The organism is Herbiconiux aconitum, assembly GCF_024979235.1.
Classification (GTDB): domain Bacteria; phylum Actinomycetota; class Actinomycetes; order Actinomycetales; family Microbacteriaceae; genus Herbiconiux; species Herbiconiux aconitum.
On record NZ_JANLCM010000001.1, the window covers coordinates 2,091,286 to 2,106,775 of the forward strand.

The window sequence follows — 15,490 nt, forward strand, 5'->3', positions numbered from 1 at the left end:
AAAGCGTCGAACGTCTCCTTGAACCAGAGGTTGTTGGCGCAGTCTTCGGAGCAGGCGCGGTGCCTGTCGTCTATCGAGCGCGGAGAGGAGTCTCGGGCCGTCGCAACTCAGGCGAGGTGTCGAAGTAGTGGTGCGCCAGCGGATCGCGCATCCGCGAGATGTCCTTCCATGGCACGTCCGGCTCGCGTAATCGATGACGGCCTCGCAGGCCATGGAGATCTCTTCGAGCAGCCGCTGATCGCTGCGGCTCACAACGAGACCGCTTCGGCCAGAACGCTCTCGCGAACATCCGGCTTCAGGGAGTCTTCGGGCACGACGTCGACATCGACCCCGAGGATTCGCTCTGCCTCGCCGCGCATGCGCGACAATGCGAACAGTCCAACGCCCGCGCCGAGCGCGACGAGCAAGTCGACGTCGCTCTGCTCATTCGACTCTCCTCGCGCAACGCTTCCGAAGAGCCGGATGCGGGAGGCGCCGAGCGGCCCAAGAGCTGCGCCGAGTTCGTCACGATGAGAGTGGACCAACTCGCGCAGGTTCGGCCTGGACGCCGGGCCCGCTTCGATCACGCGGGTTTCGAGCTGCAGGCCAGTGGCATCCATCAGTCGGGCGAGCGTGCTCAGCGACGGTTCTCGCCGGCCGCTCTCGTAGGCGCTCACAACACTCTGCGTCACGCCGGACCTCTGCGCCAGCTGGTTCTGAGTCAGCCCGCACTGAACGCGCGTGCTTCGAAGGAGTTTCGCCGCTGACGACATGCCACCACAATGACGAGGCGTCGAGGTGGTTCTGTCGATCTACGAGGGCAACGGCGTGATGACCGTCGACCCGCCTGGAAGGTCCAACTCGACGGGCTTGTGTTGATCAACTCCCTCAGGCGTTGCGACCTCACCGATGAAGGGGACCTCCTGCGCGGTGCACGACCTGTCGGTGGGCGACAGCTCCACGGAAAGCTTTGTGGGCGTGTCCACTGTGATCGGTTCCAAGCGAGGGCCACACCCGTCCGAACCCCACGTGAGGATCAGCCGACTGCCGTCAGGGCTCCAGGAAGCCCCGTACTCCACATCGCCGGATGCTGCGCTGTAGGACCAATTGCCGGCGTCGGCGTTCGAAGAGGACGAAGGCGCAGCGACTCCCGTACAGGCGCTGAGCCCGACCGCGACCACCGCGCTCAGGGCCACCAAGACCGTGTATTGCTCCTTCATCCGCACCCCTGCTCTATCGTCCACACGCCGTCCGGGCCCCGATCGGCACTAATCGATTTCGTAGCGCCAGCATAAATCGAGCAATTATCAAATAACTATAGACGCCAACGAAGTGCCCCTCTATGGTCATCACGAAAGCGAGAACCACTCAAGGAAGAGGCGGGATGGGACAACCAAATGGACACCTCGGTCGGCGCCTGCTGGCGCTGGGTTCCGCGCTGGCGTTGATCGTCGGCATCCAAGTCATCGGGAGCACGTCGGCCACTGCCACCGGTACGAGCTATAAGAACTGCACTCAAGGGCTGTCGGTCACGGGCAAGAGCTCGCAATCGCTAGGCGGGCAGACTGCCTCACCGACAAACCCAAACCAAAAGTTGGGCTGCGGTGACGCCAAGGTTCAGGTTCGATATCAGGCCTACCCGGGAAGTCCGAAATATACGAGCGGATGGCAAGTGGCTTCCGGGATCGTCACCTACCACCCTGGCGGCACCATTCTGGGCGCCTCGCATGACTGCGGCTACAAAGCTTGGGGCTACTCAGGTGGCTGGCCGTTCACGACGTAAGGAGTTCTGATGCGAACCATGAAACGAACCATCGTGATCAGCGTGGCTCTCGCCCTCGTTGGTCTCGGACTGTGCGGATGCGCAGGCGTTGCTGCGAACGCAGGCGAAGCAGATGCGGGCGCCGAGGTCTATCCGCCGTCACTCGCGCAGCAAGAGGCCCTAGCCGATGGGATCGTCGACCGAGCGGAGTACGAGGCAGGCTTCGCGGGATTCCAAGCTTGCATGTCTGATAACGGATACACGGTCGAGGTGCTGGATGCCAACAGCACGATCATCGACTACCGCCAGCTGGCGCAGGCGACCGACGACGGAACCGCAGACCGCTGCTACCAGATCGAATTCGCCGACGTGAACGAGTCGTGGCAGATCGCCCATCAAGACGAACGGGCAGACGCTGCGCCGCTCGACGCGTGCCTGAGAGACAACGGCCTCGCTGTTCCTAAGACGCGCAAGGAGAAGGTCGACGCGCTGGTGCTGGCCGGGGTCGATCTGGGTTCGTGCCTCGGCAAGGAGTAAGGCCGCCCACGCGACTTGGATATGCCTTATCGGTGTGCCTCCCTGGCGCGCTGAGTGAGGATGCGAAAGCGCAGCGGAATCGCGACAATTGCGGCGGTCGTGCCGCTGCTGGCAAGCGGGAGTTTCCTTCCCGAAGTCCAGCTGTTCAAGTCGAACCGGCGAGTTTCGCGAGGTGCCGATGGCGCTCTGGTTAGCGCGCACCCGGCGATTCGTTCACTATTGAAGGCGCAGCGTACTGATGTGGGTCGCCCGGCCTTATCTTTCGCTGCCCGAACAATTGCACAGCGTTCGTGAAGGCGAGGAGCGCTGCTTCGACCGAGTACTTGCCTTTCGTAGCATCGCTGGTGAACACTGCGCCAAGCGTGCCGTCCCCGTGATCCACTATTTCCTCCACGTCTTGAGAGAGCACCGACCTCATCATCGAGGGATGCGAAAGCCCACTAATTTCCCGCCAAACCATTTCGCCGAAGACTCCTCGCACGCCCGCGGCGGCGGAGGCATCGCGGACGATTTCAGCGAATCCAACCGTGCGATCTGACAAGGTGGGATCCAGCACGCCGATTCCCTTTGCGCACCCTCGAATCTGACTTACGTGTTTGTGCTTCCAGGCCTTGGTCTGTTTCCGGCCCTTGTCGAGCATCTGAGTCAGCCCCATCGATGGGTCTGCAGCGGCCGATTTGAGCGCCACTGCCTTCATTCCGCATCGGCGCTAACTTCTCGCCACGCATTGCGGATATGCCTCTCCATGCGCACCCTCGGGTCGTCCGGCGCAAGGATCCAAAGCGCGAGGGACGCTGCCTCCAGTGCGGAGCGCGCGACAGAGTAGTGAGCGACGTAGGGCAGCGTGAGCGGCCCAGTTGGTGGGATGAGGACAGTCAGCGCGTTGAGCGTGTCTGCCGCGTGATTCAGCTGGTGCGTCAATCCGTGGCTAACTTGCCGCCACCCGCTCGCAGCATTATCGAGCGCGATCTGCGAACCGCTCTTGGGATGCACCTTCGCCACGCGCCTCCACGCTGCGATCGCTTCGGGCACCATGGCGAGTCGAGCGCGGAGAGCATCAACCGCAGCAAGTTCCTTAGGGTCAGTGATCGGAGACATACGGAACCCCGAGTAGTAGTCCTCGTCAGTTGGCATTGCCAAACCGTACAGGCTGCCAACGACACGAGTGACGTATCACCCAAGCCGATGGTCTGGCACCTGCGCGGCGGTTGCCTAGGGCCGGCGAATGGGCGGCGTGAGGCGTTTCTTTCATTCCACTCTCAATCAAGAAATCGAGCAGGGCGACGACGTGCATCGCAGCTGGCAACGGTCGCCCGTTCGGCCCGCTCGCCCAGTGGACGAGGATCGACGTCGACCCCGACGGCCAGGAGTAGCGCGGCCAGCCGCGAGCCGGCACCCTCACTCCCTCCGCCGCGCAGGCGCTCTCCGAGGTGCTCGCCGCATTCACCACCACTCCCGCGACGCGCTTCTTCGGCCTCTGGGAGGGCTTCGGCGGCAGCAAGCTCCCTCCCGACACCTGCTCCGAGTCGAACAGGCGAGTGGTGGGCGTGTTCGAAGACCCGATTCAGGATGCGACGCACTCTTGTGCGCACGCTCGCGCGATGCCTGACGTCGGTCACAGCTCATAGGCTCAACCTATGGGGCGAGACAAGGCGAAGAAACCAAAGAAGGCGAGGCCGAACGCTCTCGGCGGCCTCGACCGGCTTGTGCGGGCGCATCAAGCGGACGACATCTGGGCGCTAATAGTTGCAGCAGGCGCGTCACCTAACCTTCGTCATCGGTGGGCGTCCGTGGGAGCCGTGGCATATGCCTGCATCCGCGCCGATTGGACTGAGTCTGGCCACCCCGTGGACGTGGAGTCGTTAGACACACTTCTCAAAGGAGCGGTGAGCCAGTATCCGGATCTGGTGTGGAACGAGGACTTCGTCGCCGCGGATCCGCGCTTGGACGTGCGACTTCGGATTGGCGATTCTGTACGACGTCTTTTCCCAGGATGTATCGAACGTCCTGTCGCGGACATTGACCGAGCGGCCCTCACGTCGCGCGCCCTCGACTTCTTCGTTCGTCGCCTCCACGGATTCGGCATCCAGGATGTTGTTGACGTCATCACGGCCCACATCGATGCCTCGCTGGTAGTTCTGTCGCCCAGTTGGCCAGTGCCCACTCTTGAAGGAGAGGCCGAGCCGACAGAGGTCCTGCAAGAAGCCGAGCTGATTGCATCGCGTGCGCTTCTAGCCGCCGAAGCTTCGGATGGCAATGAGGGTCTCAACCTAGCGCTCGATTGGCTGACCAAGGATGCGTCCACAGTCACCTTTGATCCGATGCATCCACAGAGCGCGTTTGGGAGATGCGCTCGAGTTCGGCGCGGGACTCAATACCGATGGCTCCCGCTGGCCTTCCTACCTGAGGTCTTGGGCTACGCAGTGGGCGAGCTAGCTGCCTCCGTGGCCTATGTTCCTGAGGCTCGCTTGCGATTTGCCCAGGAGTCGGCGGCAGCTGCTCGGAGCTTCCTATGGCGATTTTCCTCATCGATCTTGGGCCCCAACGATCTAGACGACGGACCCTCGGTGTCACCGCGCAACGTGGTGCAGTGGATCGTGCCCGTCGACCGCGATGTCGTTCTGGCCGTGCAAATGTTCTCCGAATTAGAGAATGGGGCTGGAATTCGCGGCGAGCCGATCGTCAAGCGAATCGCTGACGGTAGCCCGTCACCCACGCAGCTTTCTGTCCCGTTCGCGTACCGGGGCGTGAAAATTCCACCGGGAACCGAAGTCATTCCGCTGCTTGTTGCCTCCTCGCCGCACCACATCGCTTCTAGCCCGGGGGGACCGGGACTGGCTTCCATGTCCCTTGACGACCTGCGCTGGATCGCGCAAACCGCTGATGATGACCTCGATCTCGCTCAGTTCTGTAAAGACTTGGCGAACCCTTCTGGACCGCAAATGACGGGGTGGGAGATTATCGACCGCTGGGAGCCCTGGCGTACCCGGGGCAAGACCTTCTTTGCTGGCGGCGCGAGCCCAAGCATGATCGCATTTGCGCCCCACGCCGGGGAAGCCGAGTGGGAGCTCGCCGCGACACACACCGACGTTGAGGTTGCCCTCTCTAAGCTCCGCCTGCCTGTGCCTCATGCATCTGGGCTTACCGAACGAGTTGAAACCGACGTTCCCACCGTAGTTTCTTGGAGGACTCCGGCGACAGATGGAGCACCCGGAATCCGTGAGGTCGCTCGCGAGCTCAACGCTTGGGTGCTGCACGTTGGCCAGCACCCGCTTGCCGTGACTTGGTCCGATGACTGGCCTGCCAATCAGTGGAGGATCGTCATGGACGTCGCTGCGGCCATGTCGTTCGGAGTGGCACAAGTTGAGGCGGACTGGAACTCTGCGCATACACAAAATGCGCCGCAAAGCCACGTCCTCGAGTTCGTTCCGCAGAGCGGATTTACGCCAGGACCTCTGTTTTCGATCATCGACCACGAGGTTGATTCCGATGGTGTCCACCAAGTTTCCGCCGGCCTGAACTTCTCGGTGCTCGAGTCCTTCCACGGTAGGGGCGCTGACCAGTCCATCCGCGATGAGATGGCGACTCTGATTCAGCAACTGCTTCGCTCGGGCGGTGCAGCCGAAAACGAGAGCGTTGCGGTGGCTCGCGCCTGGAGAGCCGCCCCGCCGACTCTCACCTTTCAGATCATCAACACGATCACGCAGCACAATGATCTCCGTTCCCCAGTTGATTTCAACGAGTCGCTGAGCTCGGAGATCGACCGAGCGATTGCGGGCGCAGTGAAGCACGCTGGGGTAGCGCCGGGCACGTATGGAGGAGAAGAAGCGAAGCGCTTGGATCGGGAAATTCTGTCATGTGCCGCTCTCGACGCGCTACGGACCAAGCTGGCTCAGTACGACCGCGACGACCTTATCCAGTTCGGTATGCAGCAACTCGAACGAGGTGCTGCCGAAAGGGATCGCGAGCTGCGCGGAATTCGCCGGTCGCAGCAATCTCTGGCGCTGACGTGGGATCCAGTTGTCACGGCGAACAGGATCCAGAGTGACGCGTTTCTGCTCCGGCGCGCGAACGAGGTGATCATAGAGGTCACTTTGCGGGAGAACCTACGCGGGGACGCCCGGCTCAACGACACCGCGTGGGCCAGCCTTATGGCTGCGGCAAACGCTTTTGTCGAAGCAACCATACGAAGCGAGGGAATCCATTTGCAGGTGACTCCCGTCGCTCTGGAGATCAGCGATTTGTATGAGATCGCAATAGTGGACGACGACCAACCAATCGAGCACCATGTTGGCGCCCCCTATCGCCTCGACCAGCACCAACTGAGTCTGGCGATGGCAGCCGAGCAGTTCCGGGAGGAAACCGAGGGAGATCGTGCGGATCCGACGTATACAGACATCGATGCAGCGATGGTGGCCGCGTACGGAATAGGGTCCATCGATCTCTACGCGGTGTTCGGAGGTCTCGCGACGTGGCCCGCCGGCAGCATGACGGGCGACGTCGCCATTGCTACGCCTGACCAGGTGATCCGACAGGTGCTCAACGCTACCGAGCTCGGAACGGACCGCGATGCGCATGAAAAGATTCAAGCGGCGCTCACCTTGCTTACGTCAAACACCGACTCTCTTGCTGAGACGGAGTGGCAGCCGTGGCGTACGCGTCAGAGAAAGCGCCGCCTTCTAGCCCAGCCAATCCCGGAGCTCGAGGACGGGACCGTGGTCATCGCTCCGCACTACTTGCTTACAAGCTTCAAGGTCTACCAGAGCTACCTCTCCCAGGGCGTCCTGCCGTGGACGCAACCCCAACCACCCAAAGACCTCGACCAAGCGCTCGAGCGATTCCGCGACGCGAGGAACAAATTCCTGGAAGAGGACGTTTCGCGGGTGCTCGTCGAGTATGGATGGAGCGTGGAGACCAACATTAGGGAGACGAAACCCGGCCGCTTGAATCTTGATGCCCTCTCGTCCGAGATCGACGCCGTCGCGGGCAAAGCTGGAAAGCGCACGCTACTTCTGTTAGAGGCGAAGGACCCTGCCTCGGTGCACGCGCTGTCCCAGATGCGCGCCCAACTCGACGACTTCTACCTCGACAGAAAGAATAAGCCGGCATATGCGACGCAGCTCGAGCGCAAGCGACGTGATTTGGTCTCTCATGAGGTGGAGATCGCCACCGCGCTCAAACTACCAACAGCAGATCAGTCCTTCGAGGTTCGACCCATCTTCGTGACGCGTCACCCGATCCCTGCCGGGTACGTGGGCGGCCCGTTCGAGGTTCTGACTATCAACGATCTGCGTGACGCCCTCGCGGCAGACAAGTTCGATTAGGTGCTAGGTCGGGTCTGGTTACGCGAAGGTTCCGGGGCACCTCATCCAGAATCCGCGCCGACCAGTGCGCTCGCATGGTGCCCGCGATGTCGATCCGGATCGGGAGATCACGAGGGAGCGAGGAGTCGAGCACATTCGCGTCATGGACAGCGACGACGGTCACCGATCGAGGCCCATGTCCTGACACAGCTGCATCAGGGCGTCAGCTGCGTCATGCGCTCGCGCCTCATCGCGAGTTTTGAAACGCGAGCAGCGAACTCTTGTTCACGCGCCGGTGTGTGCACACCATCCGGTAGGTGATCTCGTCGGTCTCCAGGAGCTTGATCACGTAGGGGCGGGATACGTTGAGGACCTTCGGCTGGGCTGAGCGGCAAGGGTGTCATGCTCGCAGAGCAGGCAATCCTCCTTCGAGGACGCCGTCCGGATGCCGACGAACGATTCCAACGCATCCATGGAGGGGTGAACGAACCTCAATTTGCTGCGATCTTTGCGTGCTGCGAGTTGAAGCCGAGTCGATCGAATGCGGCTAGCGTTGGCCGCCCGCTTGAGCTGCGACTACAGAGCCGCGGGCGCGTGGCGCTCCAGGAACTCGAAGACCTCCGTCGTGTCGACCCCGGTGAAGCCTGAGGTGGGCATGGCGGCGTGGAGGGAGGAGTTGAGGCGGGCCGAGGGGTAGGCGTGGCCGGACCAGCGGGAGGCGAGGGTCGCGGGCGGGCGACGGCAGGAGGATTCGTCGGGGCATCCGGAGGCGAAGCGGTTAGCGGTATCACGACCCCGGAACCACTTCGCATGCGCGAAAGCCGTGCCCACCGACACCGAGAACTGGCCGCGCGCCGAGGGCTGGATGCGCGAAGTGCCCCAGTAGGTGCCCGCGGGCTTGTCGGTGTACTGGTGGTAGGGGCTGAAGCGGTCTTCGACGTCGAAGGCGCGGCGGGCGCTCCAGAAGCGGCAGACGGTCTGGCCCTCGACCGCACCGAGCGCATCGATGGGGAACTGGACGCTGTCGTTCTCGTAGGCCTTCGAGATGGTGCCTGACTCGTGCACCTTCAAGAAGTGCACCGGGATGCCGAGGTGCTCCGTGGCCAGGTTCGTGAAGCGGTGCGCTGCCGTCTCGTAGCTCACGCCGAACGCGTCGCGCAGGTGCTCGACCGACAGCTCGCGCGCATCCTCTGCACCCACTGCTGCAGGAACTCGGCGTAGTCGGCGGGCGCCGTCAGCTGCGGCTGGGGGGCCAGCGCGTCGATCGCATCAACGAGCGCCTGCTCGTCCGGTCGGTCCCGCCGAACTGTAGCGACGCAGTAGCAGCCGTTGTTGAGACTGCTCCGTGGCTGGTCGGACTGCGGTAGTATCGCGGTATGACTACGAAGCTGAGCGTGAGCCTCTCCGAGAGCGATGTCGAGTACATCGACGAGCTCGCACGTAGTAGGTCGGGGAACCGTTCGGCTGCCATCCACGACCTCGTTCGCTTTGCTCGAGAGCGCGCAGCAGTCAGTGACTACGCGACGGCGAACGACGAGTGGATTGATTCCGGTGAGTCTCGCGCCTGGGAGGCGGTCGAGACTGACGGCCTCGGAGCATGAGACGAGGAGATGTGGTGGCCGTGCGCCTCGACCCGGCTGCATCCGGCGAGGCGTCGAAGACTCGACCTTGCCTCGTGGTGAGCAACGATGGCGCCAATGAGGCGGCGACCACGATGGGTCGGGGAACGATCACCATCGTGCCGTTGACCACGAACGTGACGAACGCGCGCGGAGAGTTCCAGGTGCTCGTGTCGGACGGCGAGGCGCTCGAGTCGATGGGCTTGACGAATACATCGAAGGTGCAGGCGGAGCAGGTGCGCAGGGTGTCGGTCGAGCGGCTCGCCGGTAGGCGTGGTGCCGCGCCCGGCTGGGTGATGCAGCAGGTCGACCATGCGCTGCGATTCCACCTGTCGCTATAGGTGGTCTAGACCGTGACGTTGACAACATCATCGGGTTATGGAACGGCGGGGCTGCCTACCTTAGTGGAGAGGTCTTCGGGACATCCGGACGCGGAGCGATTGAGGTGTCGCGACCGCGGAACCACTTCGCGTGCGCGAAGGCCGTGCCGACCGAGACCGAGAACTGACCCCGCGCCGAGGGTTGGATGCGCGAGGTGCACCAGTAGGTGCCCGCAAGCTTGTCGGTGTACTGGTGGTAGGGGCTGAAGCGGTCTTCGACGTCGAAGACGCGGCGGGCGCTCCAGAAGCGGCAGACGGGTTGGCTCTCAGACGGGACTACGGCTGCCGGCCCTACGTGATTCTCACGTCTGCCGCGCTCACCGGCGCGCCGAGCAGAAAACCTTGAGCCAGATCGCAACCGAGTCGTTGCAGGGCCTCGAGCTGTGCCGAGGTTTCGACGCCTTCGGCCACACAGATCATTCCGAAGTCGTGCGCAAGCCCGATGACCGCCGCAACCAGGGCGGCATCGCGGGGGTTCGTGAGCAGCCCTGAGACGAACGACCGGTCGATCTTGATCTGGCCCGTCGGCAGATAACGCAGGTACGACAACGACGAATGACCCGTCCCGAAGTCGTCGATGGAGAAGACATAGCCGGCGCCGGAAATGGAGTTCAGCACGTCGGTCATCGGCGAGCCCTCCGACACCAGAGAGCTCTCGGTGATCTCGAGTATCACCGACGACTTCGAGACTTCCGCGCTGTCACAAGCAGCGTCGAGAGTTCGCAGCAGCTCCGAGTCGGAGAGCTGCACAGGGGAGAGGTTGATGGCCATCGTGAAGTCGGCGCCGACGACCCCCGCGTGCCGCCACGCACCGAGTTGCGTGACTGCCTCGGAGATCACCCAGCGCCCGAGCGGGATGATGAGCCCCGTGGACTCCGCCAACGGAATGAAATCATTCGGCGGAGCATGGACGAGCCCGTCTCGGTGCCAGCGGACGAGGGCCTCGACACCGACAGCAGCCTGGTCGGAAGTCCGCGACACGGTTTGATACTCCAGCAGCAACTCGCCACCTCCGATCCCGACTCTCAGGGCCTGCTCCATGTGAAAGCGCGATGACGCCTTCTCGCCGAGGAGGCTTTCGAATCGCGACATACGGTTTCGGCCCAGATCCTTCGAGGAATACATCGCGAGATCCGCTTCGCTCAGGAGCTCAGCCGTGCTTCCACCTGGGGTGCTCGACGCGAGGCCCACCGAGACGGTCACGAGCACAGTGCTGCCTTGAAAGACGATCGGTTCCCGAAAGGCAGCCACGATCAGATCGGCCAGGTCTGCAGATCGGCTCGCGCGCTCGCCCGAGCAGAGCACGATGAACTCGTCGCCGCCCAATCGGGCGACGAACTCCTCTGGCGTCACCGTGTCGGCGATTCGTCTCGCTGCCTCTTGGAGGAGCGCATCCCCGGCACGGTGGCCGAGGCTGTCGTTCACCGCCTTGAATCGGTCGAGGTCGATGAACAGTGCGGTGATCTGCTCCGGATCGGACTGGCTCAGCGCATCATCCAGGTGTCGCTCTAGAGAGAGGCGATTGGGAAGGCCTGTCAGCTGATCGTGCACGGCGAAGTAGGCCAGTTGCGATTCAAGTCGACGCATGAACGTGCCGTTGAGGTCGCTGCTCAGTCCGGTCGCTCCATTCACCTCGGCTTCCCGCCAGGCTGTCGACGTATCAGCGACGGCCTGCTGCCAGAGCGCGAACGAGTTCCGCGGTGAAACAGGCGTCGCCCTGTTCGAAGCGGCGGGGCTCCCGAGCCACGAAATCGACCGCGAAACCTCCAGCCGGCACCAGGCGATGAACCCCGAGCCCGACCCGAGGGACACGATGAGGATGCCGGCGATCATCGGCAGCGATCTCGCGAGGCCGGGAGCGTCTGCAGCCAGCGACGCGGTCGCGAAGGGAAGCAGCGCCCTGTTCTCCGTCACCCAGGCTGTCAGAGCCTCTCCGTCGACCGACGGTGTCGCATGACCCAGCCGGGTGATCGTCCCGCCATAGGAGATGAGGGCTCCGTCCGCAGGCACAAGGTCGAGCAGTGTCGTCGACCGCTTCGTCAGCGCGTCAGCGACGCCACCGCCGAGCTCGACCTGATCGACGAGAGACGTGCGGATGCGCGAGGCGTCGAGTTCGCGCGCCATCCGTGCGACCTGGTCGAGACTGTCGAGCTGGAGGGCGACCTGGCCTGCAAGGACTTCGAGCCCTCGTCTCATCACAGAGGGCATGAGGCGGGGTGTTCGATGGGCGCACGTGATCATGCCGATCAGGTGCCCGTCACGAACGAGCGAGAGGGAGAGCGATGAGGCCTGGCCGATGTTGGCCATGAACTGGAGGTGATGGGGCGAGATCGATCGCAGCTCCGCCTGGCTGAGGTCGAGTGGAAGGTCCGATATGCCCTCGGAGGAGCTGAGGATCTCGACGGGCGTGTACGAGTTGGTCGCAATGCTTCGTGAATGCTTCGTCAGGTAGAGCGTGCGTGCCTGGGCGGGGATGTCGGAAGCGGGGAAATGAAATCCGAGATAGGGATCCATCTCGGGGAGCCGATCTTCGGCCACGACCTCCCCGTGCCCATCCGGGTGGAAGTGGTAGATCATGACCCGGTCGAATCCGGTCAGCCGCCGTACTTCTTCGACGACGGCGACGCGCACCGCATCGCTGGATACCAAGCGTTGCAGCCGCTGAATAACGGAGTAGAGATCGTCGGTCTCTGCTCCCCTAGGAGAGGGAAGTCGAGGCTCGAACTCGATGATGGCCAGCTGGCCGTCCACGTGCAGGATGACATCGACCTGACCTGCCGCGACCATGATCGGAACGGGGTCTCCTCGAGTCAGGGGGTCACGGGCACGGGCGCGCAGACGCCCGGTGCTCTCCCGGCCGATCAGGTCTTCCAGGGGGGTGCCGAGGATCGATGTCGCTGATCGCCGGAAGATCTCGTCAGCATTGTCGCTGACATGACGGAGGGTGAAGGTGGCGATGTCGACGATGATGAGCACCCCGAAGGGCTGGATCGTTCCGGGAGTGCGGAGTGGCTCGTTCACGCACTCCTCGCGTCGCTGTCGTTCGCCCGAGAAAAGCTCGACCTCAGCGCCCTGGGGCATCTTCACCCTTCTCTTCTGGCGCAACCGCAGCGTCCCGCCTTGTCCAGACTCACTGTGCTGCTCTTAGGCATGCGCGAGCTTTTCTGAACGGATCTCGCGGAGCAGCTGCTCGAACTCAGGGCCCATCAATGTCACCGCATCCTGACGGATGGACATCACGACCGGGTCGGCGCCCTCGATCGACTCTTGGAGCCACGTGCGCGTCGCGTTGTAGAGGTGCCCCTCGTTGCCGGTCCAAGCCCTGATCTGCTCGCTGAGATCGAAGGCGAAATCCACGATGGTGTCGTGCGACGTGTCGTCCGGATAGACGACGAGAATGTCGATATCGGAATCCGGGCCGGCTGATCTCCGCGCGAATGATCCATAGAGATAGGCCGCAAGTCCGTTGCGCTTCGCCAATTCGTCACGGAGGCGATCCAGTAACACTCGACGAGCATCGACGGCCGACTCGATTGCTGGCCAGAGAACGTGCTGGCGGTTTCCACGCCAGAAGGTCACATTGCCGTGGACCGTCGATAGAACAAGCCCGGCGTCGGCGAGGCGAGCGAGGGCTTTGCGAACACCGTAGGGTGACGCGGACTCGATGAGTCGGTGAACCTCTGAAGCGCTGAACTCGGCGTCTGCTCCGGCCAGCACACGCAGCGTTTCGGCTTCCACCGGGGAGGCGATCGTGCGAAGAGGAGACTCGAGATCCATTCACCAATTATGCAACTGAAGTTGCGAACGTGCAATCACGATTGCATGGTGGCAATTCGAGTTGCTGGAACGGGCATGCGTGCGGTCGCATGAACACGGCGCACATGCCTTGAATTGCGCTAGAATTCTGTACATGACCACTCTGCCCGTTGCTGAAGCCCGAGCGAACTTCTCCAAGATCGTGGAATCTGCATCGACAACCCACGAGCGGTTCGAAGTCACCCGCAATGGCAGCCGGGCAGTGGTGATCCTCGGGGCCGAGGACTACGACGTACTGCTCGAGACGATCGACATCCTCAGCGACTCGACTGCGCTCGACGACATCCGGGAAGGTCTGCGCGATCTCGAGGCCGGTGACGTCGTCGACGCCGATGACGTGCGCGACGCGATGATCGAAGCGCGGCGGCTCGGCGGCGAGCTCCGCGTCGGCGGTCAGCCCGCACCGCGCGCAGAGTGAGTGCACAGTACGAGGTGCGCTTCACCCGCTCCGCCAAGCGCGCCCTGACGGAGAAGCTTCCCGAATCCGTCGCTTCAGCGGCCTTCAGGTTCATCATGGGTGCCCTCCGCGACAACCCGACGCGGCTCGGCAAGCAGCTCGACGAGCCCCTCTTCCCGCTGTACTCCGCACGGCGCGGCGAGTATCGCATCCTCTACCGCATAGAAGACGACCGTCTCATCATCGAGGTGTTGTCCGTGATTCACCGCCGGGATGCGTATCGCGCCTGACCCGAGTGGGGGCTCGTCAGCTCTCAGCGACCAGTTCTCGCTCATCCCGCCGTGTGCGAAGGCGTCGCGTGCTGATCTCGGTGAGCACGACGAGCACCGCGATGATGACGACGGATGCAGCGATCACGGCTTCTGCGGGAAGGGAAGCCGCAAGCGGAACCAGGATCCAGGGCAACACGATGCCCGTCGGCGCCCAGATCGCCACGTCACGCCACGGCGCGCCGTACCGCAGTGATTCCGCGGCGCTGGCCAGGAAGAACAGGCTGATTCCGGCACCCAGGCACAACGCTGCTCCCTGCGGCAGGTGGTGGCCTGCCTCGGCGACTGCGGTGCCCAATGCTGAGGCGAACATCGCGACGCCGGCCACCAGCACGAACGGCAGATACATCACCGTGTCGCGGATGCCTCCGACGCTGCCGGCCAGCTGAAGTCGTCGGAGGCCCAGGGTGACCCCTGAGCTCGCGCGGCCGAAGAAGATCCAGGCCAGCATCGAGACCGCTGCGAAACCGAGGAAGCCGGTCAACGCCGACGTCGCCGACCAGTGCGAATCGAGCTCGGAGATGATCGTCAAGATGGACTCACCGAAGACGATCACCACGAGCAGGCCTACGCGCTCGGACAGATGCTCGACGTTGAGTGTTTCATTGAGCCACGTCTGCTTGCTGCGCCCGAGAAAGCTGAGAATCGCGATCTCGATCGCGAGCGCTGTCGCCCACAGAACGTATTGCCAGGGCGGGGCTGTGAAGATCGAGACGAGCCAGAGAGACGCGGGTACGACGCTGTAAAGGATCGGCCGCCACCAGGGTGCGCCGCTCGCGCGGCGGTTCTTCAACCAGGGAAACACCCACACCAGTCTGATCGCCGCATTGCCCAGCGCGAACGCCGCAGCGCGGTCCGTCGTGGCTTCCGCGACAGATGCCGCCATCACACCGAGCGCGACCATTCCGAGAGTGACGGTTATCCAGATCATCGGGGTGATGCGAGCACCGAAAAGGTTCATGGTGATTGTCGCGTTGACCCAGGCCCACCACGCGATGGCAAGGAAAGCGAAGAACGCCAGGGTCTGCGTCCACGACGGGTCGCCGTGAAGGGTATGGGCGATCTGGCTGATGTACGCCACCATCACCAGGTCGAAGAAGAGCTCGAGCCAGTGAGCGCCGCGACTCGACTTGCTCTCGGGGGCCGCGGTCATCGGACGGAACCCGGTGCCCCGTTGCGACGGAACATCGATCGGTCTGGCGAGCCCAGCACTTCCACCTCCAAGGGGAGCAGCCATGCCGCTCGAAGATACGGTGGCGTCCAGCCTATAGGGGAGTCGCTCGGACCACCGGAAGGCGAGGGTCGCGGGCGGGCGACGGAAGTAGGACTCGTCGGGGCATCCGGACGCACAGCGTTAGAGGTGTCGCG

General features: G+C 63.2%; 13 protein-coding genes and 1 pseudogene. 6 read left to right on the forward strand and 8 right to left on the reverse strand.

The features are described 5' to 3' along the window. Positions 1-70 precede the first annotated feature (70 nt). Together N1027_RS20230 and N1027_RS09975 are read right to left on the reverse strand one after the other, a co-directional pair. Complete coding sequence (locus tag N1027_RS20230; RefSeq protein ID WP_372499705.1) at positions 71-289, reverse strand: HepT-like ribonuclease domain-containing protein; 219 nt, start codon at positions 287-289, stop codon at positions 71-73. Beyond that, positions 249-752, reverse strand: a complete 504-nt coding sequence (locus tag N1027_RS09975; RefSeq protein ID WP_259507365.1) for a helix-turn-helix domain-containing protein — start codon at positions 750-752, stop codon at positions 249-251. Before N1027_RS09975 ends, N1027_RS20230 begins: the two co-directional genes overlap by 41 nt. A 1,232-nt stretch (positions 753-1,984) precedes the next feature. Here N1027_RS09975 and N1027_RS09980 point away from each other — a divergent pair. Beyond that, complete coding sequence (locus N1027_RS09980) at positions 1,985-2,278, forward strand: hypothetical protein (RefSeq protein WP_259507367.1); 294 nt, start codon at positions 1,985-1,987, stop codon at positions 2,276-2,278. Positions 2,279-2,468: 190 nt separating this feature from the next. On the opposite strand, the gene N1027_RS09985 is transcribed toward N1027_RS09980, so the two are convergent. Further along, positions 2,469-2,975 (reverse strand): hypothetical protein, encoded by a 507-nt coding sequence (locus N1027_RS09985; protein ID WP_259507369.1) that lies wholly within the window; start codon positions 2,973-2,975, stop codon positions 2,469-2,471. Then, on the reverse strand, positions 2,972-3,412 hold the full coding sequence (locus tag N1027_RS09990; RefSeq protein ID WP_259507371.1) for a hypothetical protein: 441 nt from the start codon (positions 3,410-3,412) through the stop codon (positions 2,972-2,974). The genes N1027_RS09985 and N1027_RS09990 overlap by 4 nt, the downstream gene beginning before the upstream one ends. 752 nt (positions 3,413-4,164) lie before the next feature. On the opposite strand from N1027_RS09990, the gene N1027_RS09995 reads away from it, so the two are divergent. Continuing rightward, complete coding sequence (locus tag N1027_RS09995; RefSeq protein ID WP_259507373.1) at positions 4,165-7,602, forward strand: hypothetical protein; 3,438 nt, start codon at positions 4,165-4,167, stop codon at positions 7,600-7,602. A gap of 555 nt (positions 7,603-8,157) precedes the next feature. Here N1027_RS09995 and N1027_RS10000 read toward each other — a convergent pair. Next, positions 8,158-8,775 (reverse strand): annotated as a pseudogene (locus N1027_RS10000) (XRE family transcriptional regulator); the annotation flags it as partial. Between the two features lie 182 nt (positions 8,776-8,957). Between N1027_RS10000 and N1027_RS10005 the strand changes: the two are divergent. Together N1027_RS10005 and N1027_RS10010 are read left to right on the forward strand one after the other, a co-directional pair. Continuing rightward, complete coding sequence (locus tag N1027_RS10005) at positions 8,958-9,182, forward strand: DUF8778 family protein (protein WP_259507374.1); 225 nt, start codon at positions 8,958-8,960, stop codon at positions 9,180-9,182. Then, the gene (locus N1027_RS10010) at positions 9,179-9,541 is read left to right on the forward strand and encodes a type II toxin-antitoxin system PemK/MazF family toxin (RefSeq protein WP_259507376.1); all 363 of its coding nucleotides are present in this window, start codon (positions 9,179-9,181) and stop codon (positions 9,539-9,541) included. Before N1027_RS10005 ends, N1027_RS10010 begins: the two co-directional genes overlap by 4 nt. Before the next feature lie 330 nt (positions 9,542-9,871). Here the strand turns inward: N1027_RS10010 and N1027_RS10020 are convergent, their stop codons facing one another. After that, a complete protein-coding gene (locus tag N1027_RS10020; RefSeq protein WP_259507377.1) occupies positions 9,872-12,601 on the reverse strand; it encodes a bifunctional diguanylate cyclase/phosphodiesterase in 2,730 nt (909 codons plus the stop codon). Between the two features lie 123 nt (positions 12,602-12,724). Then, on the reverse strand, positions 12,725-13,357 hold the full coding sequence (locus N1027_RS10025; protein ID WP_259507379.1) for a nucleotidyltransferase family protein: 633 nt from the start codon (positions 13,355-13,357) through the stop codon (positions 12,725-12,727). 133 nt (positions 13,358-13,490) lie between these two features. On the opposite strand from N1027_RS10025, the gene N1027_RS10030 reads away from it, so the two are divergent. Both N1027_RS10030 and N1027_RS10035 read left to right on the forward strand, forming a co-directional pair. Continuing rightward, positions 13,491-13,814: a type II toxin-antitoxin system Phd/YefM family antitoxin gene (locus tag N1027_RS10030; protein ID WP_259507381.1), complete on the forward strand. Its 324-nt coding sequence runs from the start codon at positions 13,491-13,493 to the stop codon at positions 13,812-13,814. Then, positions 13,811-14,083 (forward strand): type II toxin-antitoxin system RelE family toxin, encoded by a 273-nt coding sequence (locus tag N1027_RS10035; RefSeq protein WP_259507383.1) that lies wholly within the window; start codon positions 13,811-13,813, stop codon positions 14,081-14,083. The genes N1027_RS10030 and N1027_RS10035 overlap by 4 nt, the downstream gene beginning before the upstream one ends. A gap of 16 nt (positions 14,084-14,099) precedes the next feature. Here N1027_RS10035 and N1027_RS10040 read toward each other — a convergent pair whose 3' ends face one another. Further along, on the reverse strand, positions 14,100-15,359 hold the full coding sequence (locus N1027_RS10040) for a low temperature requirement protein A (protein ID WP_259507385.1): 1,260 nt from the start codon (positions 15,357-15,359) through the stop codon (positions 14,100-14,102). Positions 15,360-15,490 lie beyond the last annotated feature (131 nt).

Coding starts and splice junctions, on each gene's coding strand:
- N1027_RS20230 (WP_372499705.1), bottom strand. CDS start 289: ATGTTCGCGAGAGCGTTCTGGCCGAAGCGGTCTCGTTGTGAGCCGCAG.
- N1027_RS09975 (WP_259507365.1), bottom strand. CDS start 752: ATGTCGTCAGCGGCGAAACTCCTTCGAAGCACGCGCGTTCAGTGCGGG.
- N1027_RS09980 (WP_259507367.1), top strand. CDS start 1,985: ATGTCTGATAACGGATACACGGTCGAGGTGCTGGATGCCAACAGCACG.
- N1027_RS09985 (WP_259507369.1), bottom strand. CDS start 2,975: ATGAAGGCAGTGGCGCTCAAATCGGCCGCTGCAGACCCATCGATGGGG.
- N1027_RS09990 (WP_259507371.1), bottom strand. CDS start 3,412: ATGCCAACTGACGAGGACTACTACTCGGGGTTCCGTATGTCTCCGATC.
- N1027_RS10005 (WP_259507374.1), top strand. CDS start 8,958: ATGACTACGAAGCTGAGCGTGAGCCTCTCCGAGAGCGATGTCGAGTAC.
- N1027_RS10010 (WP_259507376.1), top strand. CDS start 9,179: ATGAGACGAGGAGATGTGGTGGCCGTGCGCCTCGACCCGGCTGCATCC.
- N1027_RS10025 (WP_259507379.1), bottom strand. CDS start 13,357: ATGGATCTCGAGTCTCCTCTTCGCACGATCGCCTCCCCGGTGGAAGCC.
- N1027_RS10030 (WP_259507381.1), top strand. CDS start 13,491: ATGACCACTCTGCCCGTTGCTGAAGCCCGAGCGAACTTCTCCAAGATC.
- N1027_RS10040 (WP_259507385.1), bottom strand. CDS start 15,359: ATGGCTGCTCCCCTTGGAGGTGGAAGTGCTGGGCTCGCCAGACCGATC.